Annotated in this window: 18 protein-coding genes and 1 other annotated feature; of the genes, 12 read left to right on the top strand and 6 right to left on the bottom strand. The window is 44.7% G+C overall.

The genetic code is table 11. The features are described from left to right. Window positions 1-387 precede the first annotated feature (387 nt). Together DD616_RS07720 and gltB are read right to left on the bottom strand one after the other, a co-directional pair. Window positions 388-1,857, bottom strand: a complete 1,470-nt coding sequence (locus DD616_RS07720; protein WP_013856103.1) for a glutamate synthase subunit beta — start codon at window positions 1,855-1,857, stop codon at window positions 388-390. After that, window positions 1,858-6,405, bottom strand: coding sequence for a glutamate synthase large subunit (gene gltB, locus DD616_RS07725; protein WP_029189889.1), 4,548 nt, complete (start codon window positions 6,403-6,405; stop codon window positions 1,858-1,860). A gap of 538 nt (window positions 6,406-6,943) precedes the next feature. On the opposite strand from gltB, the gene mnmL reads away from it, so the two are divergent. The 3 genes from mnmL (at window position 6,944) to DD616_RS07740 (ending at window position 10,769) form a co-directional block, all read left to right on the top strand. Further along, window positions 6,944-7,879: a tRNA modification radical SAM protein MnmL/YtqA gene (mnmL, locus tag DD616_RS07730; protein WP_094129850.1), complete on the top strand. Its 936-nt coding sequence runs from the start codon at window positions 6,944-6,946 to the stop codon at window positions 7,877-7,879. A gap of 99 nt (window positions 7,880-7,978) precedes the next feature. Further along, a complete protein-coding gene (gene arcB / locus DD616_RS07735; protein ID WP_199871270.1) occupies window positions 7,979-10,318 on the top strand; it encodes an aerobic respiration two-component sensor histidine kinase ArcB in 2,340 nt (779 codons plus the stop codon). Between the two features lie 4 nt (window positions 10,319-10,322). Then, complete coding sequence (locus DD616_RS07740; protein ID WP_013856107.1) at window positions 10,323-10,769, top strand: hypothetical protein; 447 nt, start codon at window positions 10,323-10,325, stop codon at window positions 10,767-10,769. Between the two features lie 92 nt (window positions 10,770-10,861). On the opposite strand, the gene arcA is transcribed toward DD616_RS07740, so the two are convergent. Continuing rightward, window positions 10,862-11,578, bottom strand: coding sequence for a two-component system response regulator ArcA (gene arcA / locus DD616_RS07745; RefSeq protein WP_013856108.1), 717 nt, complete (start codon window positions 11,576-11,578; stop codon window positions 10,862-10,864). 697 nt (window positions 11,579-12,275) lie between these two features. On the opposite strand from arcA, the gene DD616_RS07750 reads away from it, so the two are divergent. Beyond that, window positions 12,276-12,761, top strand: a complete 486-nt coding sequence (locus DD616_RS07750) for a putative 4-hydroxy-4-methyl-2-oxoglutarate aldolase (protein ID WP_010318275.1) — start codon at window positions 12,276-12,278, stop codon at window positions 12,759-12,761. Here the strand turns inward: DD616_RS07750 and DD616_RS07755 are convergent. Next, window positions 12,758-13,261: a hypothetical protein gene (locus DD616_RS07755; protein WP_017043071.1), complete on the bottom strand. Its 504-nt coding sequence runs from the start codon at window positions 13,259-13,261 to the stop codon at window positions 12,758-12,760. The two genes, DD616_RS07750 and DD616_RS07755, sit on opposite strands and share 4 nt — an antisense overlap. 242 nt (window positions 13,262-13,503) lie before the next feature. On the opposite strand from DD616_RS07755, the gene thrL reads away from it, so the two are divergent. The 4 genes from thrL (at window position 13,504) to thrC (ending at window position 18,381) form a co-directional block, all read left to right on the top strand. Continuing rightward, on the top strand, window positions 13,504-13,581 hold the full coding sequence (gene thrL / locus DD616_RS07760; protein ID WP_100208354.1) for a thr operon leader peptide: 78 nt from the start codon (window positions 13,504-13,506) through the stop codon (window positions 13,579-13,581). Further along, window positions 13,519-13,636: a sequence feature (Thr leader region), on the top strand. (Overlaps the previous gene by 63 nt.) 30 nt (window positions 13,637-13,666) lie before the next feature. Next, entirely contained in the window at window positions 13,667-16,126 is a 2,460-nt protein-coding gene (gene thrA / locus DD616_RS07765; protein ID WP_208872146.1) for a bifunctional aspartate kinase/homoserine dehydrogenase I, read from the top strand. Window positions 16,127-16,144: 18 nt separating this feature from the next. After that, complete coding sequence (thrB, locus tag DD616_RS07770; RefSeq protein ID WP_026027386.1) at window positions 16,145-17,101, top strand: homoserine kinase; 957 nt, start codon at window positions 16,145-16,147, stop codon at window positions 17,099-17,101. Then, window positions 17,098-18,381 (top strand): threonine synthase, encoded by a 1,284-nt coding sequence (thrC, locus tag DD616_RS07775; RefSeq protein ID WP_199871272.1) that lies wholly within the window; start codon window positions 17,098-17,100, stop codon window positions 18,379-18,381. Before thrB ends, thrC begins: the two co-directional genes overlap by 4 nt. 109 nt (window positions 18,382-18,490) lie before the next feature. On the opposite strand, the gene grcA is transcribed toward thrC, so the two are convergent. Then, the gene (gene grcA, locus DD616_RS07780) at window positions 18,491-18,868 is read right to left on the bottom strand and encodes an autonomous glycyl radical cofactor GrcA (protein ID WP_026027385.1); all 378 of its coding nucleotides are present in this window, start codon (window positions 18,866-18,868) and stop codon (window positions 18,491-18,493) included. Window positions 18,869-19,166: 298 nt separating this feature from the next. Between grcA and nfo the strand changes: the two genes are divergently transcribed. The 3 genes from nfo to DD616_RS07795 all read left to right on the top strand — a co-directional run bounded on the left by nfo (window position 19,167) and on the right by DD616_RS07795 (window position 21,675). After that, a complete protein-coding gene (gene nfo, locus DD616_RS07785) occupies window positions 19,167-20,084 on the top strand; it encodes a deoxyribonuclease IV (RefSeq protein WP_064625854.1) in 918 nt (305 codons plus the stop codon). A 271-nt stretch (window positions 20,085-20,355) separates the two neighbouring features. Then, window positions 20,356-21,036 (top strand): uracil-DNA glycosylase, encoded by a 681-nt coding sequence (gene ung / locus DD616_RS07790; protein ID WP_026027958.1) that lies wholly within the window; start codon window positions 20,356-20,358, stop codon window positions 21,034-21,036. A gap of 87 nt (window positions 21,037-21,123) precedes the next feature. After that, complete coding sequence (locus DD616_RS07795) at window positions 21,124-21,675, top strand: hemerythrin domain-containing protein (protein WP_208872147.1); 552 nt, start codon at window positions 21,124-21,126, stop codon at window positions 21,673-21,675. A gap of 50 nt (window positions 21,676-21,725) precedes the next feature. Here the strand turns inward: DD616_RS07795 and DD616_RS07800 are convergent, their stop codons facing one another. Further along, window positions 21,726-21,905 carry a DUF3545 family protein gene (locus DD616_RS07800; protein ID WP_010318284.1) on the bottom strand — a complete coding sequence of 60 codons (180 nt, stop codon included), beginning with the start codon at window positions 21,903-21,905 and terminating at the stop codon, window positions 21,726-21,728. Window positions 21,906-22,615: 710 nt separating this feature from the next. Between DD616_RS07800 and DD616_RS07805 the strand changes: the two genes are divergently transcribed. After that, the gene (locus DD616_RS07805; RefSeq protein WP_013856119.1) at window positions 22,616-24,040 is read left to right on the top strand and encodes an alanine/glycine:cation symporter family protein; all 1,425 of its coding nucleotides are present in this window, start codon (window positions 22,616-22,618) and stop codon (window positions 24,038-24,040) included. Window positions 24,041-24,077: the final 37 nt, after the last annotated feature.

Below are 24,077 nucleotides of genomic sequence, written 5' to 3' on the forward strand. Positions count from 1 at the left end.
CATCCAGACAGTAAATGACTAACTATTCTATTTTTGTTGTTTTAAGTGGGTAATTATGCGTTCATTCTCAATTTAAATTTTAACAAAAATGATTATTTTAATTTTCACTGACTTCACAACCTATAGCTTATGGTGCAAAAGGTCAAGTTGTTGGTGAAAAATCATGTTGCAATGGGATTTACCACCTAATCATCTAGATTAATATAATATATTCAATGAGATAGAATTTTTGTTGTTACAGTTTGTTAACGTGGGTAATCTCATGGAATAAGAATTAGCCATAAAAAAGGCCAGCATTAAATGCTGGCCAAAAAGTAGAACGTTGGAAGGAATCATCGCTGCTTAGCGCTCTGGATCACCTTGAACCAGCGAAAAGAGCGCGAGGCACTAGGCTGAAAGCATCAATGAGTCGGCTTTCGCTTCTAAGTTGGTGTTGCCCATCAAGTAAGCGTCGATCTCGCGTGCGCACTCGCGCCCTTCATTGATACAACGTACGACTAACGATTGTCCTGTGCGCATATCACCTGCAGCGAAAACACCTTTTTGGTTGGTCGCAAAACCTTGTGTTGCCACATTGCCACGCTCATCTAACTTGATATCAAGCTGAGCAAGTACACCATGTGGTTCTGGATGTAAAAAGCCCATAGCAAGGAAAGCCATATCACACGCAATAATACGTTCACTGCCCGCGACTTCATCAAAGTTCGGGCGCTCACCCGGTTTTGCATCTTGCCAAACGATATCAGCAACACGTAGCCCCGTGACTTGACCTTGCTCGTTGCCGAGGAACTCTTTGGTTAGAATATTCCAATGACGTTCGCAGCCCTCTTCGTGGGAGGTTGAGGTGCGCAAAATCATTGGATATTGCGGCCAAGGCATGTTGGCTGGGCGTTTATTGGCCGGGATCGGCATGATTTCAACTTGCGTTATGCTTGCGGCGCCGTGTCGGTTTGAGGTTCCAACACAGTCAGAACCAGTATCACCACCACCAATTACTACCACATGTTTGCCCTTAGCGTGGATCTCATCAGTTTTAAGATCCATGTTATTCGCGCGGCGGTTATTTTGTGCCAGAAACTCCATCGCAAAATGAACCCCTTTTAACTCGCGCCCCGGAATCGGCAGGTTACGAGGCACGGTAGAGCCACCAGTAAGCAAGATGACATCAAACTCTTGGCGCAGTTGCTGTGCGTTAATATCAACACCGATATGTGCGTTTACTTCAAACTTGACGCCCGCTTCTGCCATCAAATTGATTTTGCGATCAATAACGTCCATACCCAGTTTGAAATCCGGAATGCCAAAACGCAGCAGGCCGCCGACTTTTTCATCACGTTCAAACACAGTAACTGAGTGACCCGCGCTGTTCAGCTGCTCAGCTGCGGCCAAGCCTGCTGGGCCAGAGCCAATGATGGCGATGGTTTTTCCAGTACGAGAACGCGGCTTTTTCGCTTTGGCATAGCCTTCGCGATAAGCCGTTTCCACGATGGTTTTTTCGATATTACAGATGGTGATGGGATCTTGGTTGATCCCGAGTACGCACGAACTTTCACAAGGAGCAGGGCACACGCGACCAGTAAACTCGGGGAAGTTATTGGTTGAGCTTAAGATCTTCCAAGCTTCTTCCCAACTATCACGATAAACGGCATCGTTAAATTCAGGAATAATGTTACCGATAGGGCAACCGTTATGGCAAAACGGTACTCCGCAGTCCATGCAACGAGAAGCTTGAGTATTAATTTTGCTACCAAACTCTTCGTTGAGGACAAACTCTTGGTTGTTTTGAATGCGAACCGTTGGATCGAGCTTTTTTGGCAGCTCGCGGCCATGTTCTAAAAATCCAGTAGGTTTACCCATTTATACGGCCTCCACTTCTTCCGTTTGTACTTGCGCAGCTGCAGCCTTGCGTTTTTGAAGAACCGCTTTGTAGTCACGCGGCATCACTTTCACCATTTGGGTGAGGTTTGCTTCAAAATTATCAAGGAATAACTGAGCCACTTCACTTCCTGTGAACTGAACATGCTTGTTGAGCATCTCACGTAGCAGATCGGTATCTTCTTGTTGCAGTGGGTCGAGATCAACCAATTCAGCGTTAAGCTTAGTTTCGAAGTCTCCATGTCGATTCCACACGTAGGCTACACCGCCGCTCATACCAGCCGCAAAGTTACGTCCTGTCGAACCGAGGATCACTGCGACGCCACCTGTCATGTATTCACAGCCGTGATCGCCGATACCTTCTACGACCACTTTAGCTCCTGAGTTACGCACGCAGAAACGTTCTCCAGCAAGGCCGCGAATATAGGATTCACCAGAAGTTGCGCCATAGAAACAGACGTTACCCACCACGATGTTATCTTGCGCAATGATGGTTGAGCGCGTGTCAGGGTAGAGCACTAACGTACCGCCAGATAAACCTTTGCCCCAATAATCGTTGGCATCACCTTCCACTTCAAACGTTACACCTTTAGCAAGGAATGCCCCGAATGATTGTCCTGCGGAGCCGTTGAATTTAACTTTCATTGGCTGAGGTAGACCTTGGTCTTTGTATACCTTCGATATTTCGTTCGACAGCATAGTACCCGTGCTACGGTCAGTGTTGACGATAGGGAAGACTGCGTTAACCGCTTCGCCTTTCTCAAGCGCGGGGTTGGCTACTTGAATTAGCTGACGATCGAGCACGTTTTCTAGATGATGATTTTGTTTGGTTTGGCAATAAACACCATCTTCTGCACGAGGCTCTTGAATGTACAACACTGGTGACAAATCGAGGTTTTTGTATTTCCAGTGGTTGATGTTGTCACGCACTTTCAGTTTATGCGATTGGCCAACCATTTCATCGATAGTACGGAAACCCAGTTCAGCCATGATTTCACGTAAGCCTTGCGCCATGTATTGGAAGAAGGTGACGACATCGTCTACGCGGCCATCAAAGCGCTCACGCAAGGTTTTGTTTTGTGTCGCAATCCCTACTGGGCAGGTGTTTTTATGACACTTACGCATCATGATACACCCTTCAACCACTAGCGCAGCGGTGGCAATTCCCCACTCTTCCGCGCCTAACAATGTCGCCATTGCAAGGTCACGTGGTGTTTTCATCTGACCGTCACTTTGCACCACAATGCGATTACGCAGGCCATTTTTAAGCAAGGTTTGGTGCGTTTCAGCAAGGCCGAGCTCCCAAGGTAAGCCTGTGTGACGAATCGAAGACATCGGTGATGCACCCGTGCCGCCATCATAGCCAGCAATTAACACCACATCCGCTTTGGCTTTAGCCACACCGGAGGCGATAGTACCGACCCCGGCTTCGGAAACTAATTTCACGTTGACGCGGCCGGTACGGTTCGCGTTTTTCAAATCAAAGATCAGCTGCGCCAAATCTTCGATCGAATAGATATCGTGATGTGGTGGTGGTGAAATAAGACCGACTCCCGGAGTCGAGTGGCGTGTCGCACCGATCCAATCATCGACTTTATCACCCGGCAGTTGCCCACCTTCACCTGGTTTCGCGCCTTGAGCCATTTTGATCTGTAGTTCATCGGCATTGGTGAGGTAGTAGGAGGTCACGCCAAAACGACCAGAAGCGACCTGTTTAATTGCAGAGCGTTCCCAATCGCCATTTTCTTTGCGTTCAAAGCGTGCTGGATCTTCACCGCCTTCACCCGAGTTGGATTTCGCGCCAATACGGTTCATCGCCACGGCTAACGTTGAGTGCGCTTCGTAGGAGATTGAACCAAACGACATGGCACCGGTTGCGAAGCGTTTTAAAATACGTTCAATCGGTTCCACTTCCTCAATGGGAATCGAACCGGCTGGATTTTTAACAAAATCAAGCTGGCTACGCAGCGTGGCAGCGTTGTCGCCTTGGTCATCTACCGCTTTCGCGTATTGCTTGAACTGCACATAATCTTTGTTGCGTGTTGATTGTTGCAGCAACGAAATCGTCTCTGGGTTAAACAGGTGTTTTTCGCCACGCTGTTTCCACTGATAAACGCCGCCCACATCCAACACTTGCACTGGAACTTCGCGAGTCGGGTAGCCCACGCGATGGCGAACTAACACCTCTTTTGCGATGTCATCAATGGTCAAACCTTGGATGCGCGATACAGTGCCAGTAAAGTACTTATCTACCACTGATTTGCTGATGCCCAACGCTTCAAAAATTTGCGCACCGTGGTAAGACTGCAGTGTGGAAATGCCCATTTTGGAGAAGATCTTCAGTAGCCCGCCGTTGATGCCTTTGCGGTAATTGTCAAACAGATCTTTCGCTGCAATGGTCGGGTCGAGTTTTTTAACTCGTTGTAAATCGATAATGGTTTCAATGACTAAATACGGGTTAACCGCATTTGCGCCATAGCCAATCAATGTCGCAAAGTGGTGTGTTTCACGCGCGTCGCCGGTTTCTACCACTATGTCACATTTAGCTCGTAAGCCTTTACGGATCAGGTGGTGATGAACCGCACCGACAGCGAGCATTGCAGGGATTGCCGCATGGTTTGAGTTTACCGCGCGGTCGGTCAATAAAATAATCGAGTAACCATCGATAACCGCATCTTCTGCATATTGGCAAATGCGTTTCAGCGCGCGTTCCAATTTGCCTTGATCTTCACTGGCTTGAAATACGATATCTAAGGTTTTCGCTTGCAGATGTTCGTTATCAATAGCGCGCAGTTTCTCAAGCTCAGAGTTGGAAAGAACCGGAGATTCCAATTCGACTTTTAAGCAGTGCAGGGGGGTCTCTGTCAGTAAGTTCTGATCTTTACCGAGGTAAGTATTGAGCGACATCACCATTCTTTCACGGATCGGGTCGATCGGTGGGTTGGTGACCTGAGCAAACAGTTGCTTAAAGTAGTTGGAGAGATGCTGTGATTGATGCGAAAGCACTGCTAGAGGCCAGTCTGCACCCATAGCCGAAAGCGGTTCATAACCGGTTTTTGCCAAAGGAAGAATGATTTCATTCACCTCTTCTGAGCTGACGCCAAACGACTGTTGGCGTGACATTAGACGCTCAGGAGCAGGTTGGCTGTACTGGTTGCTCGCTTCAGGCAGTTTTTTCAAGCTGAGGAGGTTCTCTTCAACCCATTTGGCGTAGGGCTGCGCATTCGCAATGCTGTCTTTCACTTCCTCATCAGAAATGATGCGTCCTTGCTCTAAATCAGCGACAAAGATACGTCCGGGCTGTAAACGGCCACGGTATTCCACGTTCTCTGGTGCAATTTCAACGACGCCAGATTCAGAAGCCATGATCAGAAAATCATCTTTAGTCACGGTATAACGTGATGGGCGCAGGCCGTTACGGTCCAGTGTTGCGCCAACTTGTACACCATCGGTAAAACATACTGATGCTGGGCCATCCCACGGTTCCATGACGTTAGCATGGTATTGGTAAAATGCGCGGCGGGTTGGATCCATATTTTTATTTTCTTGCCACGCTTCAGGGATCATCATCATCAGGGCGTGTGGCAGGCTGCGGCCAGACAGAACCAGTAACTCTAATGCCATATCGAAGTTGGCGGAATCTGAACTGCCTTCTTGGCAAATTGGCAGCAGCATGTCGATTTCAGCTTGTGTAAACAAATCTGATTCGAGGATCGCTTCGCGCGCTTTCATCCAGTTTAAATTGCCGCGTACTGTGTTGATTTCGCCGTTGTGAGCAATGTAACGGAAAGGCTGAGCTAAGCGCCATTTAGGGAATGTATTGGTCGAAAAACGAGAATGCACCAGTGCCAGCGCGGTCACCATGGTCGGATTTTGTAGATCAAGGAAGTACTGTGGTACTTGCTCTGTGGTGAGCTGACCTTTATACACCAAGGTTTTGTAAGACATGGAGTTGATGTAAAAATCATCACCAATGTTGGACACACTTTCTAAGCAGACTCGAACGGTGTAATTACGCAGAACGTACAATTTACGCTCTAATTCTGCGGGGGTGGTACTTGGGCCACCGGAGATGAAAACGTGCTCAAATTGAGGCTCAGTGCTAAGTGGGTCTGCGCCAATCATGGAGTTATCGGTTGGCAAAACGCGATAACCCAGTACTTCTAAATCGAGTCTCTTGGCGTTGCGTTCTAAAATATCACGACACTGGGCGCGTTTGTGCTCATCTCTTGGAAACAGCACCACGCCGACGCCGTACTTTTCAAACGAAGGCAGTTTTAAGCCAAGTTTAACGGTCTCTTCAAGTAAAAACTCATGGGGTTTTTGTAATAAGATACCTGCGCCATCACCAGAACATGGGTCACAGCCTTGGCCACCACGGTGTTCCATACGAGCAAGCATGTCTAAAGCTTGAGTCACTACTTGGTGAGACTTACGGTTTTTCAGGTGGGCAACAAAACCGATACCACAAGCGTCATGCTCCAATTCAGGAGTATATAGACCTCGTGAATCCTGCTCTCTATCTACCATAGATACATCCTTCCAGTTCAATTTAGACGCACGTGTGCTAAGGCATACTTAGCGATGCGACTTGTCCTTTAATTGTTATCAATCTAAACCTGCCTGTGTTGGCGGGTTCGAATCCTTTCCGTCTCTCGCCGGAAAAATATGGCGAGAAAAACATTCCTTAGTGATATTCAATTTATTTATGCCACTTGCTAGTGGTTTGTATAGGAGGGGTGCGAATATCACCGATTTTTCCACAACTATTTATGTAAGGAATATCACAAAAAATAGGGCGGATATGTAAGTATCCTACAATTTTGTTTATAGGAATTCCAACGAAAACTCATTTTAGTCGCCCATTTTTTTCGTTAAAAATGCATGCACTGTTTAACATTGGTGCAACATTAAGCAAATAACGCTGTTTTTATGAATGTTTATTGATTTTTGTTAGGTTGGAGAGTGTTTGATACGGCTACTCTTTGTGAATTTATTTTGCAGGGATGTAATTTAGTTACATAAATCTAACTGATATTCATTACTATCTATAAGCGGTATTTCTTCAATGCAATTACATCAATTGGTTAACACGATCGGCCAAGATCTGCAGCGCCGTTATGGCGAAAAAGTTCACAAGCTGACCCTGCATGGTGGTTTTAGCTGTCCGAACCGAGATGGTACGATTGGGCGAGGTGGTTGCACCTTCTGTAATGTCGCTTCTTTTGCTGATGAAGAAACACAAGCCCAAAGTATTGAGCAGCAATTGACAGAACGCGCTGGTGAAATCAAACGTGCCAAAAAATATCTAGCCTATTTTCAAGCTTATACCAGTACCTATGCGGAAGTGCAGGTGTTGAAAAATATGTATCAGCAAGCGCTTCAATCGGCTGACATTGTTGGGTTATGCGTTGGCACTCGGCCTGATTGTGTACCCGATGCTGTGCTCGATTTATTGGCCGATTATGTGCGACAAGGTTTTGAAATTTGGCTCGAACTGGGTTTGCAAACCGCCAATAATCAAACGCTCAAACGGATCAACCGTGGTCATGATTTTGAATGTTATGCGTTGATCACTGAGCGCGCTCGAGCCTTGGGGATCAAAGTATGCACGCATCTCATTGTGGGGCTACCTAAAGAAACGCGTACCGATAATCTTCAAACCTTAAAGCAAGTCTTAGCGGTAGGCACTGATGGTATCAAGTTACATGGGTTGCATATTGTTGAAGGCAGTACGATGGCCAAAGCGTGGCGAGCAGGAAAATTACAAGCGCCAACGTTAGAAGAGTATGTTGCTATTGCGAGTGAATTGATTCAAATGACACCGCCTGAGATCATTTATCACCGAGTCTCGTCAGCCGCCCGGCGGCCGACACTGCTTGCGCCACTGTGGTGTGAAAATCGTTGGCTTGCGATGACCGAAATAGGCCGAGCACTTAATCAAGGTGGCGCGCAAGGCTCACGCTTAAGTCGACCGTTTGTCTATACGCTTCCAAACAGCTAAAGATTCAAGCAATTTCGCAAATCCTTGTGATTAACTTGGCTGACGAATCGACGTTAAACGCGTTAGACTAGTGGCACTGTTATTACATGGAAGTGTTTAATGAAACCCATGAAAAACCTTGCCCAGTACTATGTCGACCTATTGGTCAAACTGGGCATTCTCCGTTTCTCCATTCTTCTAGCGCTCGCTTTAGTGGCCTTGGCAGTGGTGGTGCAAGTTGGTATCACGTTGGTGCTCAATGGTTATGTTGATGATATCGACATCGTTCGTTCTGTCTTTTTTGGTTTATTGATCACGCCTTGGGCAGTTTATTTCCTTTCAGTGGTGGTCGATCAGTTAGAAGAGTCACGTCAACGCCTCTCGAAGTTGGTTTCTAAGCTCAAAGACATGCGCTCACGCGATCAAGAGCTCAATTATAAGCTTCAGCAAAATATCGAAAAACTCAACCAAGAAATTGAAGAGCGAATTAAGGCAGAGGAAGCGCGTGAAGAGGCGATGGCCGATTTAGAAAATGAGGTCTATCAACGCGAAAAAACGCAGCTTGAATTGGCAGAAAGAACCGCCTTATTGCGCTCTTTTATCGATGCCTCTCCTGATCTGATTTACTACCGTAATGCGAACGGCGTTTTTTCTGGCTGCAACCGAGCGATGGAAGAGCTAACGGGCAAGCGTGAGCATCAGTTGGTTGGGTTAACTCCGTGGGATGTCTATAGCAAAGAAGTCGCGCAACAGATCGTTGAAACTGACGAAAAAGTGTTTGCTGACAATCAAGCCATCACTTATGAGCAGTGGCTTGAATACCCTGATGGCCGCAAAAACTATTTTGAACTGCGTAAAGTCCCTTTTTATAGCAAAGATGGCCGCCACTTAGGGTTGGTGGGCTTTGGGCGAGACATTACCGAACGTAAACGCAATCAAGAGTCTTTGGAAAAAGCGAGCCGGGATAAAACCACTTTTATTTCGACCATCAGCCACGAATTGCGCACACCACTCAACGGTATCGTTGGTTTGAGCCGCATGTTGCTCGATAGCCCCATGACCCCAGAACAGCGTAAGTACATGCAGACCATTAATGTCAGTGCCATTACGTTAGGTAATATCTTCAACGATATCATTGATATGGATAAGTTTGACCGCCGGAAACTAGAGCTACTGCCAGCACCGTTGAATTTTGAAGAATTTGTTGCTGAAATTGAAAGCATCTCGGCGTTGATGGCTGAGCAAAAAGGGCTTAGGTTTGATCTCGAGCGGCTCAGTGATTTACCTGTTGCGATTGAAGTGGATGCTACGCGCCTGCGTCAGGTATTGTGGAACCTGATAAGCAATGCGATGAAATTTACCAAAGAAGGTGGCGTCGTCATGACGGTCTGCGCTGACATTGAGGATAAGTTTGCGCACATTACCATGGAAGTTGAAGACACAGGCATTGGTATACCAGAGGCTGAACTCGATAAAATCTTCGCCATGTATTACCAAGTTAAATCGGGTAAGGACAATTTGCACGCTGTTGGCACGGGGATTGGCTTAGCGGTATCTCGCCAGTTAATCAACTTAATGGATGGTGATATTTCTGTGAGCAGTGAAGAAGGCTTTGGTAGCACCTTCACCGTTTCAATTCGTGTGCCTTTGGCACAAGATGCCCAATTCAAACCAACGTTACCCGTTCCTCAAAAAAGTTTAGCCATTTTTATGGTTGAAGATATTGAGCTCAATATTACAGTTGCTCGTTCTTTGCTAGAAAGTTTAGGACACACGGTTACCGTCGCTATGACAGGTGAAGAAGCCAAACAAAAATTTGTGCCGCAAGAGTACGATCTGGTTTTCCTCGACATTCAACTGCCAGACATGACCGGGTTTGATGTCGCTGCGTTTTACCGAGAAACTTATGATCACCTTCCGCCACTGGTTGCATTGACCGCCAACGTATTGAAAAATAAAGCTGAATATCTAGAGAAAGGGATGGATGACGCGATCAGTAAACCATTGTCAGTACTGGCGATTCAAGAGGTGATTGCAAAATTCACCCATAGTGAGGCGACTCAACTTGCCGACGCTAAGGTTAAGGCTGCCTCAGAAGAACACAGTGAGTTGAACACGCATTTGCTCGATCTTGAAATGCTTGAGTCTTATATCGATATTGTTGGCCCGAAACCTGTGCTGGAAAGTATCCAAATGTTCGAGCAGATGATGCCCAGTTACGTTGAAGTGCTAGATTCCAATATGGTAGCAAAAGATCAAGCAGGCATTGTTTCAGAAGCACACAAAATCAAGGGTGCTGCGGGTTCAATTGGTTTGAAACACATTCAAAACGTTGCACAAAAGGCACAGTCGCCAGAGCTACCTGCTTGGTGGGAAAATATTGGTGACTGGATAGATGAAATTAAAAATGGGTATCAACACGATATTCAAGTCTTGAAACAATGGTTAACTCAAAGGTAATGGTATGAAAAAAATCGGGTTGGCTTCATTAGTCATGGCACTACTATCTGGCTGTAGTTCACCGCAAGTGAATTGGCTGCAGGACAGCAGTGCCGTGATATCAAATATCACCATTGGGTTGAAAAGTAACCTTTGGATCAATCAAATGCCTACAGCTAATGAGAGCGAAATACCTCTTGTGCATGGGACATTAAGATTGGATTCGTCGGCAATATTACCTGCCAATTTAACGATTGACGCGTTGATGGTCCAGCAAAGGGATAAAAATTGGCTGGTGGGCAGTGAATCGTTAGATTTACGGACTCAAAGTGAAGATCAATGGGAAGTTGTGTTTGAATGGCCGATGCAGCTTAATGTGGATAAGCCCGTTAATGTAGCTTTGCAATTGAGCGATGGTACAACAGCGCAGTGGCTTATCGAAAAGAGCGTCTTCATCGACAAAGTCTATTAGATTTATAGAACGGCTCCACGCACAGTAGTCAGCCATGAAAAAAGCCCTTTAACCTGAGGTTAAAGGGCTTCTAACTATCTGGGGGTAGACGCTTAGTCTTCTAGATCACCACAGAAGCGGTAGCCTTCGCCATGAATTGTGGCGATGATCTCTGGCGTACCTGAGACTGATTCAAAGTGTTTACGGATACGACGAATCGTCACATCTACTGTTCTGTCGTGTGGTTTCAATTCACGGCCAGTCATCTTTTTAAGCAAATCTGCGCGAGTTTGGATTTTTCCTGGGTTCTCACAGAAGTGCAGTAAAGCGCGGAATTCTGAGCGAGGAAGCTTGTAGCCTTCACCATCCGGGTTCACTAAAGAACGGCTATTGATATCCAATACCCAACCGTTGAACTCATATTTTTCCACACTGCGTTTCTCTTCTTGAGTCGTATTGGTATTCATTGAACGACCTAGAAGATTACGAGCACGAATCGTCAGTTCACGTGGGTTAAATGGTTTGGTTATGTAGTCATCAGCCCCGATCTCTAAACCGAGGATTTTATCAACTTCATTATCACGACCAGTCAAAAACATCAGTGCAACATTAGCCTGTTCACGAAGCTCACGAGCTAACAGAAGGCCGTTTTTACCTGGTAAATTGATGTCCATAATGACCAAGTTAATGGGGTTATCAGACAGCACATGGTGCATCTCTTCACCGTTACTGGCCTCAAAAACAGCGTATCCCTCTGCTTCAAAAATACTCTTAAGAGTGTTACGAGTTACTTGCTCATCTTCAACGATAAGAATCTGCGGGGTTTGCATTGGCGGTACCTAAACTTGTGAAAAAATTGTGCTAATAGAATTAATTGTAGGCAAAAAATTGCAACATACAGGTAATCTGCTGCCGATAATAAACTAAAGTTTTGAAAAAAACACTTACTTCAGTTGCCCGCCGTCCTTAGGCATATCTTGCATTGAGGTCTCCATACCCTCGGTGTTCTACTAGTCTTTAAGGCGGATTCTATAATGTTAACAGCATGCTAACAACGGCAGAATGTTAATTCCAATCACTTTGTTGATTTACATCAAGAGTTCTAATGTAACAAATATTAATCGTCTTAAGCAGTTGTAAATTTACACCACATTACCCATGCAAATAGCATGTTTTTTGGGGATTTTCGCTGGGGATGGTAGCATTAGGCGCAATGGGCTTTACCTCACATGGAAATTTACCAGCAAAGAACTTGTTAACTCGATACTTGTCAAAAAATGGGAATTGCGTAAAAAATCAACGTTTACAGCGGGGGATATCGCACTATTATGGATGTCACCAATATGAATATTCAGTCTTTTAAATGCAGTTGGCCGCCAAGTTATGCTCATTCTCAGCGGGTTTTTCTTTGCATCGTTTGTATGAATAGGTGAGTAAAGTATCTGGCATTATGGTTCATTGAGCTGTGGTTTTACAGCGCGTCTAATGTGTCAGATGAAAATAATAAACAATAATCAAGGAAGAAGGATGATAGATATCACACCAGATATTTGCGATAAATTTGAATCGCAAATCAATATATTGGATTTGCCTTTGCAAACTTTTGGTTTAAGGAGTGCTTTTTGGGGGCAAATTGTCACCGTGCGTTGCTATCACGATAACTCTAAAGTTCGTGACGTATTAAGCCAAAATGGTAAAGGTAAAGTTTTAGTCGTCGATGGTAACGGTTCGTGTCAAAGAGCCTTATTGGGTGACCAACTGGCGATCATGGCGATTGAAAACGGTTGGGAAGGGGTCATCATTTATGGAGCGATACGCGATGTTGCTGCGTTATCGCAAATGGATTTAGGCGTGAAAGCGTTAGCGAGTTGTCCACTTAAGACCGATAAGAGAGGTGCAGGCGAAATTAATGTGACGCTGACTATCCTCAACCAGATGATTCAGCCGGGTGACTATGTTTATGCCGATTGGAATGGTGTTTTAACGTCAACTCAAGCGCTAGACTGGCACTAGAATCTGAAACCCACCCCAAATTGAACGCCTTGTTGCCACTCTTGATAATCAAGGGTGGCATGTAAATCAACGTTTTCTGACAGTTGAAGTCGGCTAGATAGCTCCGCCGCCATAGCATCGGCACTGCTCGTATCATTCGGATTACTGGCGGCTGACCGTAAGGTGCTTTTTAGTGATAATTTTGGGGTTAGCTGGTAGCTAAGGCCACTTAAAAAACCACTTTCGGATCCGTAGTCGGAATTATTTATCCTCGCTCCAATGTACAGATCTAAATTGTCAAAAAGGTTATAAGAATAACCGCCATCAATAGTCCAACTATCAAATTGTTGACCATCACTTTCGCTTGAAAGAAATAAGCGATGTGGAGATTGGCTCTGTGAAGAAGGAAGTGCAGGTAAGGTATTGGCCATGCTAGATAAAGAAACAAGCAGAAATAAACATAGTGCAACTTTTAGTTTCATCTGCCTCTCCTTATTCTTGTTTTGAGTTACTGCGTCCACTGCGGTAACAACAATTAAAGCACAAATTTCACACGATGACAGCGTTATGTATATAGCATTTTGTTATTTGCTTATGTGTAAAATGGTTGCACTTAATGTGCAATAAGTATCTTATTTGTGTTGTGTTTTTTAATTTGATTAATTCGGAATGACTATAAAAAATAGCAGATTTTCGTTGACTAATGATGACGAAGTAAGGTAAACGTAAAGGCAATTAAACACACGAGTATTTAAATTTTTCTATGTTACAGCGCAGCCTAGTAGTAATGACAACCACCATTATTATTACCGACATGACACATGTTGGGGCGGGCCGCTGAGCGAAAAGTTTTTACAAAAAAGGCCTGTATCCCACCAGATACAGGCCTTTTTTTTATACCAATTTGAACTGTTTTGGAGGAAGGGATGCGAGTATTAAAGTTTGGAGGTTCATCGTTAGCCGATGCTGATCGTTTTTTAAGGGCGGCAGATATCATCGTTAACAATGTACAGCAAGAAGAAGTCGCCGTTGTGCTCTCTGCACCGGGAAAAACCACCAATAAATTAGTGGCAGTTATTGAGAGTGCTTTGCGTAATGGCGAAGCAGAACGCCAAATAGCGGAGCTTGAATTCTCATTTTTCGATCTACTCGCTGGCATCAAAGCACAATTGCCTAATGTGGATTCGGCCGCTTTTGACAATCAAGTAAAAACGTCACTTTCTCAGCTGCGTCAATTTGTACACGGCATTAATTTACTCGGTATGTGCCCAGACAACGTCAATGCGCGCATTATTAGTAAAGGTGAGCGAGTCTCTATCCAACTGATGAAAGCGGTACTTGAAGCAAAAGGACAAGCGGCTGCATTGATTGACCCAGTACAATATCTTTTTGCTAAAGGTGAGTACCTTGAGGCAATGGTCGATGTTGAGATCTCCACGCAAAATTTCAAGCAAAATCCACTTCCGCAAGCGCATGTTAACATTATGCCGGGTTTCACGGCTGGTAATGAAAAGGGTGAATTGGTCTGTCTAGGCCGTAATGGCTCGGATTATTCTGCGGCTGTGCTTGCGGCATGTTTACGTGCAGATTGTTGTGAGATTTGGACCGATGTCGATGGCGTTTATAACTGTGACCCACGTTTGGTTGCGGATGCTCGTTTATTAAAATCACTCAGCTACCAAGAAGCGATGGAGCTTTCGTATTTTGGCGCGTCAGTGTTACATCCCAAAACCATTGCACCGATTGCACAATTTCATATTCCGTGTCTTATCAAAAACAGTTTTAATCCTCAAGGCGCAGGCACGCTGATTGGTCAAGATACAGGTGAAGATAAGCTGGCTATCAAAGGTATTACTACACTCAATAATTTGACTATGGTCAACGTCTCCGGCCCTGGCATGAAAGGCATGGTCGGCATGGCTAGCCGTGTGTTTGGCGCGATGTCTGCCGCAGGCGTTTCTATTGTGCTGATTACACAATCCTCTTCAGAATACAGCATCAGTTTCTGTATTGAGGCGCAAGATAAAGCCCTTGCCAAAAGAGCATTATCGGAAGCGTTTGAACTGGAATTAAAAGATGGCCTACTTGAGCCTGTCGAGTTTATGGATGACGTTGCGATTGTCACTCTGGTTGGTGACGGCATGCGCACTTCGCGCGGAGTGGCTTCTCAATTTTTCTCATCGCTGGCTGAAGTTCACGTCAATATTGTTGCCATTGCACAAGGCTCTTCCGAGCGAGCTATTTCGGCGGTGATTCCAGAAGATAAAATTTCAGAAGCGATCAAGGCTTGTCATGAAAATCTCTTCAATTCTAAGCATTTCTTGGATGTGTTTGTGGTCGGTGTCGGCGGTGTCGGAGGCGAATTAGTTGATCAAATTCATCGTCAGCAAGCCAAACTAGCCGATAAAGGAATTGTGATTCGAGTGTGTGGCCTTGCGAATAGTAAGGCACTATTGCTGGATAGCGAAGGCTTGCCGCTGGAGCATTGGCGTGATCGAATGCATAGCGCGAGTGAAGAATTTAGCCTCGCAAGGCTTATCTCTCTAGTGCAGCGTAACCATATCATTAACCCTGTCTTAGTTGATTGTACTTCCAGTGAAGTGATTGCCAACCAGTACGCCGAATTTCTGGCTGCGGGTTTTCATGTTGTGACGCCTAATAAAAAAGCCAATACCGCAAGCATGGCCTACTATCACCAGCTGCGTGAAGTGGCGCGCAACTCGCGCCGTAAATTGATGTACGAAACGACGGTTGGTGCTGGTTTACCTGTGATTGAAAACTTGCAAAATCTCATTGCCGCTGGTGATGAGTTGGAAAAATTCAGCGGTATTTTATCTGGCTCTCTTTCGTTTATTTTCGGCAAACTGGATGAAGGTATGACTCTTAGTCAAGCTACGCAGCTAGCTAAAGACAAAGGTTTTACTGAGCCTGATCCTCGTGATGATCTGTCGGGAATGGATGTGGCTCGTAAGCTGTTAATTTTAGCTCGTGAGGCGGGAATGCCTTTAGAACTGGATGACGTAAAAGTCGATCTTGCTTTGCCACCGGGTTTTGATATTTCGGGTACAGTTGAAGAGTTTATGGCGCGCTTGCCGCAGGCTGATGCTCATTTCCAAGAGTTATCCACTAAGGCAGCTGCCGAAGGTAAGGTATTACGTTATGTTGGTGAAATATCAGAAGGCCAATGCAAGGTAAAAATTGCAGTGGTCGATGAAAATGACCCAATGTTTAAAGTCAAAGATGGTGAGAATGCACTGGCGTTTTATAGCCGTTATTATCAACCGATTCCATTGGTGTTGCGTGGTTATGGGGCGGGTACAGAAGTAACAGCAGCAGGGGTGTTCTCTGATGTGATGCGCACCTTAGGTTGGAAGTTAGGGGTTTAATTGATGAGTTCAAGTGACATGAGTGTGGTGGTGTATGCCCCAGCTTCAATTGGTAATGTGAGCGTTGGGTTTGATGTTTTAGGGGCGGCTGTGTCGCCAATTGATGGCAGTTTATTGGGGGATCGTGTTGAAGTTAAAGCGGGCAGCGAACCTTTTGTACTCGAAACAGCAGGTCGCTTTGTCGACAAGCTGCCAGAAGATCCAAAGCAGAATATTGTTTACGATTGCTGGCTTGTTTTTGCCAGAGAGCTTGAAAAAAAGAGCATTGCAGTAAAGCCGCTGCAAATGACGTTAGAAAAAAACATGCCGATTGGTTCAGGCTTAGGTTCGAGTGCTTGTTCAATTGTTGCAGCTTTAGATGCGTTGAACCAGTTTCACGGTAACCCACTTAATCAGACTGAGCTTTTAGCGCTGATGGGTGAAATGGAAGGTAAAATTTCAGGCGGTATACATTATGATAACGTTGCCCCCTGCTACTTAGGCGGCGTGCAATTGATGCTTGAAGAGCTAGGCATCATCAGCCAAGAAGTGCCTTGTTTTGACGATTGGTATTGGGTAATGGCGTATCCTGGGATTAAAGTTTCCACAGCCGAAGCGCGAGCGATCTTACCTTCACAATATCGTCGACAGGACATCATTGCGCATGGCCGTCATCTCGCAGGTTTCATTCATGCTTGCCACTCAGGTCAGCCTGAGCTAGCGGCTAAACTGATCAAAGACGTGATTGCTGAACCGTATCGTGAGAAACTTCTGCCCGGCTTTTCGGATGCGCGTAAATACGCTGCATCAGCCGGAGCGCTCACCACTGGCATTTCCGGCAGTGGCCCAACACTGTTCAGTATTTGCAAAGAAAAAGAGGTTGCCGAGCGAGTTGCTCGTTGGCTTGAACAACATTATGTACAAAATGAAGAAGGATTCGTCCATATTTGTCGCTTAGACAAAAATGGCTCGACCGTTACAGGAAGTGCTCTATGAAGCTTTACAACATAAAAGAAAATGATGAACAAGTCTCTTTTGGCCAAGCCGTACGCCAAGGATTAGGACGCAATCAAGGGCTATTTTTCCCAGCAGAGTTGCCTCAGTTTGAAGATATTGACGCGTTACTAGCCGAAGATTTTATCTCTCGTAGTACAAAAATTCTCAGCGCCTTGATTGGTGATGAATTACCAGCAGAGCAAGTGAATGCGATGGTTGATGCGGCTTTTCAGTTTCCAGCACCCATTAAGCAAGTGAAAGACGGCATTTATGCTCTAGAGCTTTTCCACGGCCCAACGCTGGCATTTAAAGATTTTGGTGGTCGCTTTATGGCGCAGTCACTGGCCGCTGTTTCAAATGGCGGACAGATCACCATTTTAACCGCGACTTCTGGTGATACTGGCGCTGCGGTGGCTCATGCCTTTTATGGAATGCCCGACATCAAGGTCGTGATACTTTACCCTAAAGGTAAGATCAGCCCGTTACAGGAAAAACTCTTCTGCACTCTGGGCAACAATATTCACACTGTCGCGGTAAATGGTGACTTTGATGCTTGCCAAGCGTTAGTTAAGCAGGCTTTTGATGACGCCAAGCTTCGCCAAGAGATCGGTTTAAACTCTGCAAATTCAATCAATATCAGTCGTTTAATGGCACAAATTTGCTACTACTTTGAGGCCGCATCACAATTAAGCAAAGCGCAGCGTGAAAACTTAGTCATCTCCGTACCGAGTGGCAACTTTGGCAACCTAACCGCTGGTCTGTTGGCAAAAGCATTGGGCTTACCAATCAAGCGTTTTATCGCGGCAACCAATGCCAATGATACCGTTCCTCGTTACTTAGAAACGGGTCAATGGGATCCAAAACCCACTGTCGCGACCACATCGAATGCGATGGATGTGAGTCAGCCGAACAACTGGCCGCGCATCGAAGAGCTTTGTCGCTTAAAGGGCTGGGGGCTAGATACCTTAGGTAAAGGTGCGGTATCTGATGCACAAAGTGCGGATTCAGTTCGTGAACTTTACGCGCAAGGTTATTTGTGTGAACCGCATGGTGCCATTGCGTATCGAGTTTTGGATGAGCAGTTACAAGCGGGAGAAACGGGGCTATTTTTGTGTACTGCGCACCCTGCCAAATTTAAAGAAGTCGTTGACGATGTGCTAGGCACTGACATTGAATTACCAGCTCCTCTTGCAAAACATGCAGTGATGACGTTGCTTTCTGAAGAGTTAGACAATGATTTTGACGCTCTAAAAACGGTGTTAAGACGCGTTCAGCCTTAAAGAGATCCTTATTTCATCTTATTGAAGTCAGGATGATATTCCTCTAACGATAAAAATGGCGCTCATTGAGCGCCATTTTTGGATATGAATATTCTCATCAACGCTATGATTATAGCGTCTCAGTGAAGGTACGTGCGATAACGTCACGTTGCTGTTCTTGAGTCAATGAGTTGAAACGAACAGCGTAACCAGAAACACGAATCGTCAGTTGCGGATACTTCTCAGGGTGTGCAACGGCATCTTCAAGAGTTTCACGCTTAAGAACGTTCACATTTAGGTGCTGACCGCCTTCGATGCGAGGTGCTGTTTCAATCGCAACTTCACGGCTTTCATACTCACCAAGGTCGCTGACCGCGATAACTTGATCTGCTTGGTAGCCTGCGTTAGCGGCAACGCAACGTGCTTCATTCTTTTCGTTATCGAGTAACCAGATAGAATTTAGTAGGTTGTCGTTTGCTGCTTTTGTAATTTGAATGCCTTGAATCATCACTATCTCCTAGTCCACTTAAGTGGCGTTATTGGTGTTTATTTTCTAACTTTGTTGAGTTGGTTATTATATAGCTAATATCCTTAAAATTAATATTGATTTAGGTCAAAAAACAACGATAAATATTGATAATATGGGGTTTATTTTATTGATTTAAATCAATAAAGCATTTGAAAACAATGAGTTCTACTTTTTTTTAATACATAAAATATTTTTTATTTATTGTTTTGTTGTAATTTTACTACATTTTTAGCGCGTGTTTGACCTAAGTAACAGAAAATCAGACAATTGAAGTCCAATGTTGAAAGTACAAAGTGATTTAATGACAAATAGAATTCAGGGCCGTGGAATGAAATTTATTGGTGCTCATGTATCGGCCTCTGGCGGCGTTGACCAAGCCCCATTGAGAGCGAGAGAAATTGGAGCAAATGCATTTGCTTTATTCACTAAAAACCAGCGCCAGTGGGTTGCTAAACCGCTCGAAGAGGCAACCATTCGCGCTTTTAAGGCTAACTGCCACATGCTTGGTTTTAAAAGTGAACACATTTTGCCGCATGATTCATACCTTATTAATCTGGGCGCGCCAGAAGCCGATAAGCTTGCTAAGTCACGCGAAGCTTTTATTGATGAAATGCAACGTTGCCAGCAACTGGGGTTGACGCTTCTGAATTTTCATCCGGGTAGTCACCTTAAACAAGTCTCAGAAAGTGAATGTCTTGCGACGATTGCAGAATCGATAAACCTTGCACATCAAGCCGTGCCTGAGGTCGTTGCTGTGATTGAAAACACCGCAGGGCAGGGGACGAATCTAGGCTGGCGTTTCGAACATTTAGCCGAAATTATCCAGCAAGTTGAGGATAAATCGCGAGTAGGTGTGTGCCTTGACACGTGTCATACTTTTACTGCAGGTTATGATTTGCGCACAGTTGAGGCGTGCGAGGCAACCTTTTCTGAGTTTGATAGCGTGGTGGGAATGCACTACTTACGTGCAATGCACATCAACGACTCAAAGGCAAAGTTTGCCAGCCGTGTTGACCGCCATCATTCTCTAGGGCAAGGCGAAATTGGTTGGCCATGCTTTGAATTTATTGCCAAAGATTCAAGGTTTGATGGTATCCCATTGATTTTAGAAACAATCGATCCAGACATTTGGGCCCAAGAAATTCAAACATTAAGAGATCTACACGCACAATCGGTAGATTCAGTAGCATCTTAAATAAGTTGGCATCTTTCTTTCATAAAGACAAAGGCATAGCCGCGTCAATATGAAGGAGGATGTCACTATGTTTCATATGATCTCACGTTCACCATCAATAGCTCGACCACCAGTCCGATTGCCTATACCTAACCGACATGTGAACGGTCAAGGGCATACTCGAACGCCACAAAAATCACATTAACTGGCAAAAGCTCTGTGACATTGACTCATGCAGTGGTGGCTTTTTATGGTTACAATGCGGTAATTAGTTAATTTGCAGAGCGTTGTTATGACTCAATCATTGACTTGGCACGATGTTATCGGCCATGAAAAACAGCAGGAGTATTTTCAACAGACGATAGCGTTTGTTGAAAAGGAAAGGCTGGCGGGGAAAGTGATTTATCCACCTGCTGCTGACGTGTTTAATGCGTTTCGTTTTACCGAATTTGGCGATGTTAAGGTTGTGATTTTAGGGCAAGATCCTTATCACGGGCCAAATCAGGCTCATGGGTTATGTTTTTCGGTGTTACCCGGCGTTAAAACCCCACCTTCACTGGTGAATATCTACAAAGAGCTGGTGCAAGATATCCCCGGTTTTGTTACTCCTCAGCACGGTTACCTAAAAAGTTGGGCCGAGCAAGGGGTGCTATTGCTCAATACCGTATTGACCGTTGAACAAGGTATGGCGCATTCGCACGCTAATACTGGTTGGGAAACCTTTACCGACCGGGTGATTGAGGCGGTAAATCAGCAGCGTGAAGGTGTTGTCTTCCTGTTGTGGGGTTCACACGCGCAGAAGAAAGGCAGCATGATTGATCGCAGTAAACATCATGTATTAGTAGCACCGCATCCTTCTCCTCTTTCTGCGCATCGAGGCTTTTTGGGCTGTAAACATTTTTCAAAGACTAATCAATTGCTTATTGAGCAGGGGAAAGCGCCTGTGAATTGGCAACCCGTATTGGATAAGTGATTAATTGATGTTTTTTCGAGCAGGGTCAAAACAAGCACGCTGAAGCTTTTATACACTTATCTAAAATAAGTGTAATGGAGAAGCACAATGATGATTGAAAGGATCCGTAGAGAACACGGGTATATGGCGCGTTTGCTTGCCATTTTGCGAGATAAACAACGGCAATTGAGTAATGAACAAAGTATCAACTACTCTTTAGTGAAAGAGATTATTGACTACTTGGCGACGCATTCAGAGTCAGTACACCACCCCAAAGAAGATATTCTCTATCACTATTATATTGATCATTATGGTCAACATAATGATATTCAAAATTTAGCGAGAGAACATATAGAACTTTCTGAGAAAACTCATGCTTTTCTAGAGATTGTCGATATGATTTTGCAAGATGCAGTTGTACCACAGCACGTGTTCATCGAGCAGCTTGATGCATTTATTTCTTCCCAGAAGCGTCATCTGGAGTTAGAAGAACAATCGGTTTTACCCTTGATCAGCCGCACCTTTAATGTGACTGATTGGCAAGCGGTGGAGGCGAGCTGGCAACAATCCGAAGATGATCCAGTATTTGGTGAGACAATTGCGGAGCAGTACCAACAATTAGCTCACCGAGTTCGACAAACCGCACAAGAGTGCCAGTAATCTCTGCTGATTCAGTTAAACAAAAAGGCACTGTTGAAGTGCCTTTTTACTCAGAGTTTTATTTGATCAGCCTCGAAGCAGACATCCATTTCCATCAATTCTCTTTGTAACCGTTTTTGATCCTGAATCGCTTCAATTTCTCGCCACATTCTTTTGACTGGTTTAGTGCGACTAGAGCGGAGTTTTGTGATTTCCATTTCCAACATTTCGTCAAATTGCAAGCTTTCCATAAGCAACCTCTTGTTGTTGTTATTACGCCATGTCGTGCTCTCTAGATAGCACAGTTTTCGCTAGCCTAGCTATGATTTGTTTCTCATTTGTTTCCTTTTGATGAACCTTTTATTGGATTTTGACCAGAATTTCACAGTTTCAGAGGGATTCTTTAGTACAAAAAGGGAGCGGTTAAGCGACGCAAACGATTTTATTTGCATTTTGAAATGTTAAATAAATGTTGTTTTGAAAATTTGCAATTGCCTGGTTGGTTGTTTTATGACCATTCAATAAAAAATTATCATAAATTTATGCAAGATTTAGTGGTGAAACTGATTAGCCCTTTATTCTCAAGGGGTGAGATTAAGTGAGTGCAACTGGGTTTTTATGGTTGTTTTTTATCTTTCAATGTTTCCAGTTTGAGTTGTTTTGGTTGCCAAGTTGTTGCTGTATTGGTTTGTTAAATGTTAATCAAAGGTGATTTTATAGTGAAAAATAACATTTTAACTAAACTTGTTGCATATTGATTTTTGTTCTTTCAGGTTGCATTATCCGCCCGTCAAAAATACGTTGCCCCTTCAAAAGTTGAGACTCCTCACTTTTTGGACGAATAAAATGCATTGCATAATATCGATAAAAACATGCTGGTTAGAACGTTGACTCGCAGCATGTGCATTTTTTCGTGAAGCTTTTCGCTTAGGTCAGCGCTATCACTCTATGAGAGGTTCTTGTGACAGACTTAATCAATTTAATGAATGATTTACTTTGGGGATCCATCCTTGTTTATCTTTTAGTCGGTGTTGGTGTGTACTTCACCGTTCGCCTAGGATTCATTCAATTTCGCCATTTCGGCCACATGTTTAGTGTGTTGAAAAACAGCCGCAAAGCAGATAAAGCCGGTATTTCTTCTTTCCAAGCACTTTGTACTAGCCTTGCTGCGCGTGTTGGTACGGGAAACATGGCCGGTGTAGCCGTTGCTTTAACGGCGGGTGGTCCAGGCGCGATTTTCTGGATGTGGTTGATTGCTATGCTTGGTATGGCGACTTCATTTGCTGAAAGCACGTTGGCTCAGCTATACAAAACCCGTGACAAAGATGGTAACTACCGTGGTGGTCCTGCGTACTATATGGAAAAAGGCCTTGGTATGCGTTGGATGGGTGTGCTGTTTTCCATCTTCCTGATTATTGCTTTTGGCCTAGTATTCAATGCCGTTCAAGCTAATTCAATTGCAGGGGCTATGAAAAATGCTTTTGGATTTGATCCGCTGTATGTCGGTATCTTCATCGTTGCAATTTCGGCTTTCGTCATTTTTGGTGGTATCCGTAAAATTGCGCGTACCGCTGAGTTGATTGTACCTTTCATGGCATTAGCTTACTTAGCGATTGCGATGTTTGTCATGGTCACTAATATAGAAAAGCTACCAGCCGTATTAAGCCTTATTTTCAAAAGTGCATTTGGCCTTCAAGAAGCGGCCGCAGGCGGTTTAGGTTACGCGATTGCTCAAGCCATGATTAACGGTATCAAACGCGGTCTGTTTTCCAATGAAGCGGGTATGGGTTCAGCACCTAATGCAGCGGCTTCTGCAACGCCTTATCCGCCGCATCCTGCTTCTCAAGGTTACGTGCAAATGTTGGGTGTTTTTATTGATACGATTGTGATCTGTTCAGCAACCGTCGCCATTATTTTGATGTCGGGTGAATATGTACCGCACGGTGAAATTACCGGTATCGAGCTGACTCAGCGCGCATTAAGCTCACAAGTGGGCAGTTGGGGTGGGATTTTTGTTGCTTTTGCGATTTTCTTCTTCGCCTTTACTTCAATTATTGCCAACTACTCTTATGCCGAAACGAACCTGATTTTCTTAGAGCACAACAATAAGAAAGGGTTAACGTTGTTCCGTATTGTTTTCCTTGCCATGGTGATGTTTGGCTCATTGGCGACCTTGCCTACCGTATGGGCAATGGCGGATGTCTCGATGGGGTTAATGGCGATTGTTAACTTGGTGGCGATCATTCTGCTCTCTGGCATTGTGATTAAGCTCGCGAAAGATTATAACCGTCAGCTAGCCGCAGGTAAGGTTCCCACCTTCGATGCTAATGATTACCCTGAGTTAAAATCTCAGTTGGAAGATGGCATTTGGTACAACAACAAATAGCCGGTTATCGTTACTGACGATTAAATAGATTGAAAAA

It is taken from the genome of Vibrio anguillarum, assembly GCF_003390515.1.
Lineage (GTDB): Bacteria > Pseudomonadota > Gammaproteobacteria > Enterobacterales > Vibrionaceae > Vibrio > Vibrio anguillarum.

Excerpts from the sequence above, each read along its gene's own strand:
- DD616_RS07720 (WP_013856103.1), bottom strand. The coding sequence starts at position 1,857 with ATGGGTAAACCTACTGGATTTTTAGAACATGGCCGCGAGCTGCCAAAA.
- gltB (WP_029189889.1), bottom strand. The coding sequence starts at position 6,405 with ATGGTAGATAGAGAGCAGGATTCACGAGGTCTATATACTCCTGAATTG.
- mnmL (WP_094129850.1), top strand. The coding sequence starts at position 6,944 with ATGCAATTACATCAATTGGTTAACACGATCGGCCAAGATCTGCAGCGC.
- arcB (WP_199871270.1), top strand. The coding sequence starts at position 7,979 with ATGAAACCCATGAAAAACCTTGCCCAGTACTATGTCGACCTATTGGTC.
- DD616_RS07740 (WP_013856107.1), top strand. The coding sequence starts at position 10,323 with ATGAAAAAAATCGGGTTGGCTTCATTAGTCATGGCACTACTATCTGGC.
- arcA (WP_013856108.1), bottom strand. The coding sequence starts at position 11,578 with ATGCAAACCCCGCAGATTCTTATCGTTGAAGATGAGCAAGTAACTCGT.
- DD616_RS07750 (WP_010318275.1), top strand. The coding sequence starts at position 12,276 with ATGATAGATATCACACCAGATATTTGCGATAAATTTGAATCGCAAATC.
- thrL (WP_100208354.1), top strand. The coding sequence starts at position 13,504 with ATGTTACAGCGCAGCCTAGTAGTAATGACAACCACCATTATTATTACC.
- thrA (WP_208872146.1), top strand. The coding sequence starts at position 13,667 with ATGCGAGTATTAAAGTTTGGAGGTTCATCGTTAGCCGATGCTGATCGT.
- thrB (WP_026027386.1), top strand. The coding sequence starts at position 16,145 with ATGAGTGTGGTGGTGTATGCCCCAGCTTCAATTGGTAATGTGAGCGTT.
- thrC (WP_199871272.1), top strand. The coding sequence starts at position 17,098 with ATGAAGCTTTACAACATAAAAGAAAATGATGAACAAGTCTCTTTTGGC.
- grcA (WP_026027385.1), bottom strand. The coding sequence starts at position 18,868 with ATGATTCAAGGCATTCAAATTACAAAAGCAGCAAACGACAACCTACTA.
- nfo (WP_064625854.1), top strand. The coding sequence starts at position 19,167 with ATGTTGAAAGTACAAAGTGATTTAATGACAAATAGAATTCAGGGCCGT.
- ung (WP_026027958.1), top strand. The coding sequence starts at position 20,356 with ATGACTCAATCATTGACTTGGCACGATGTTATCGGCCATGAAAAACAG.
- DD616_RS07795 (WP_208872147.1), top strand. The coding sequence starts at position 21,124 with ATGATGATTGAAAGGATCCGTAGAGAACACGGGTATATGGCGCGTTTG.
- DD616_RS07800 (WP_010318284.1), bottom strand. The coding sequence starts at position 21,905 with ATGGAAAGCTTGCAATTTGACGAAATGTTGGAAATGGAAATCACAAAA.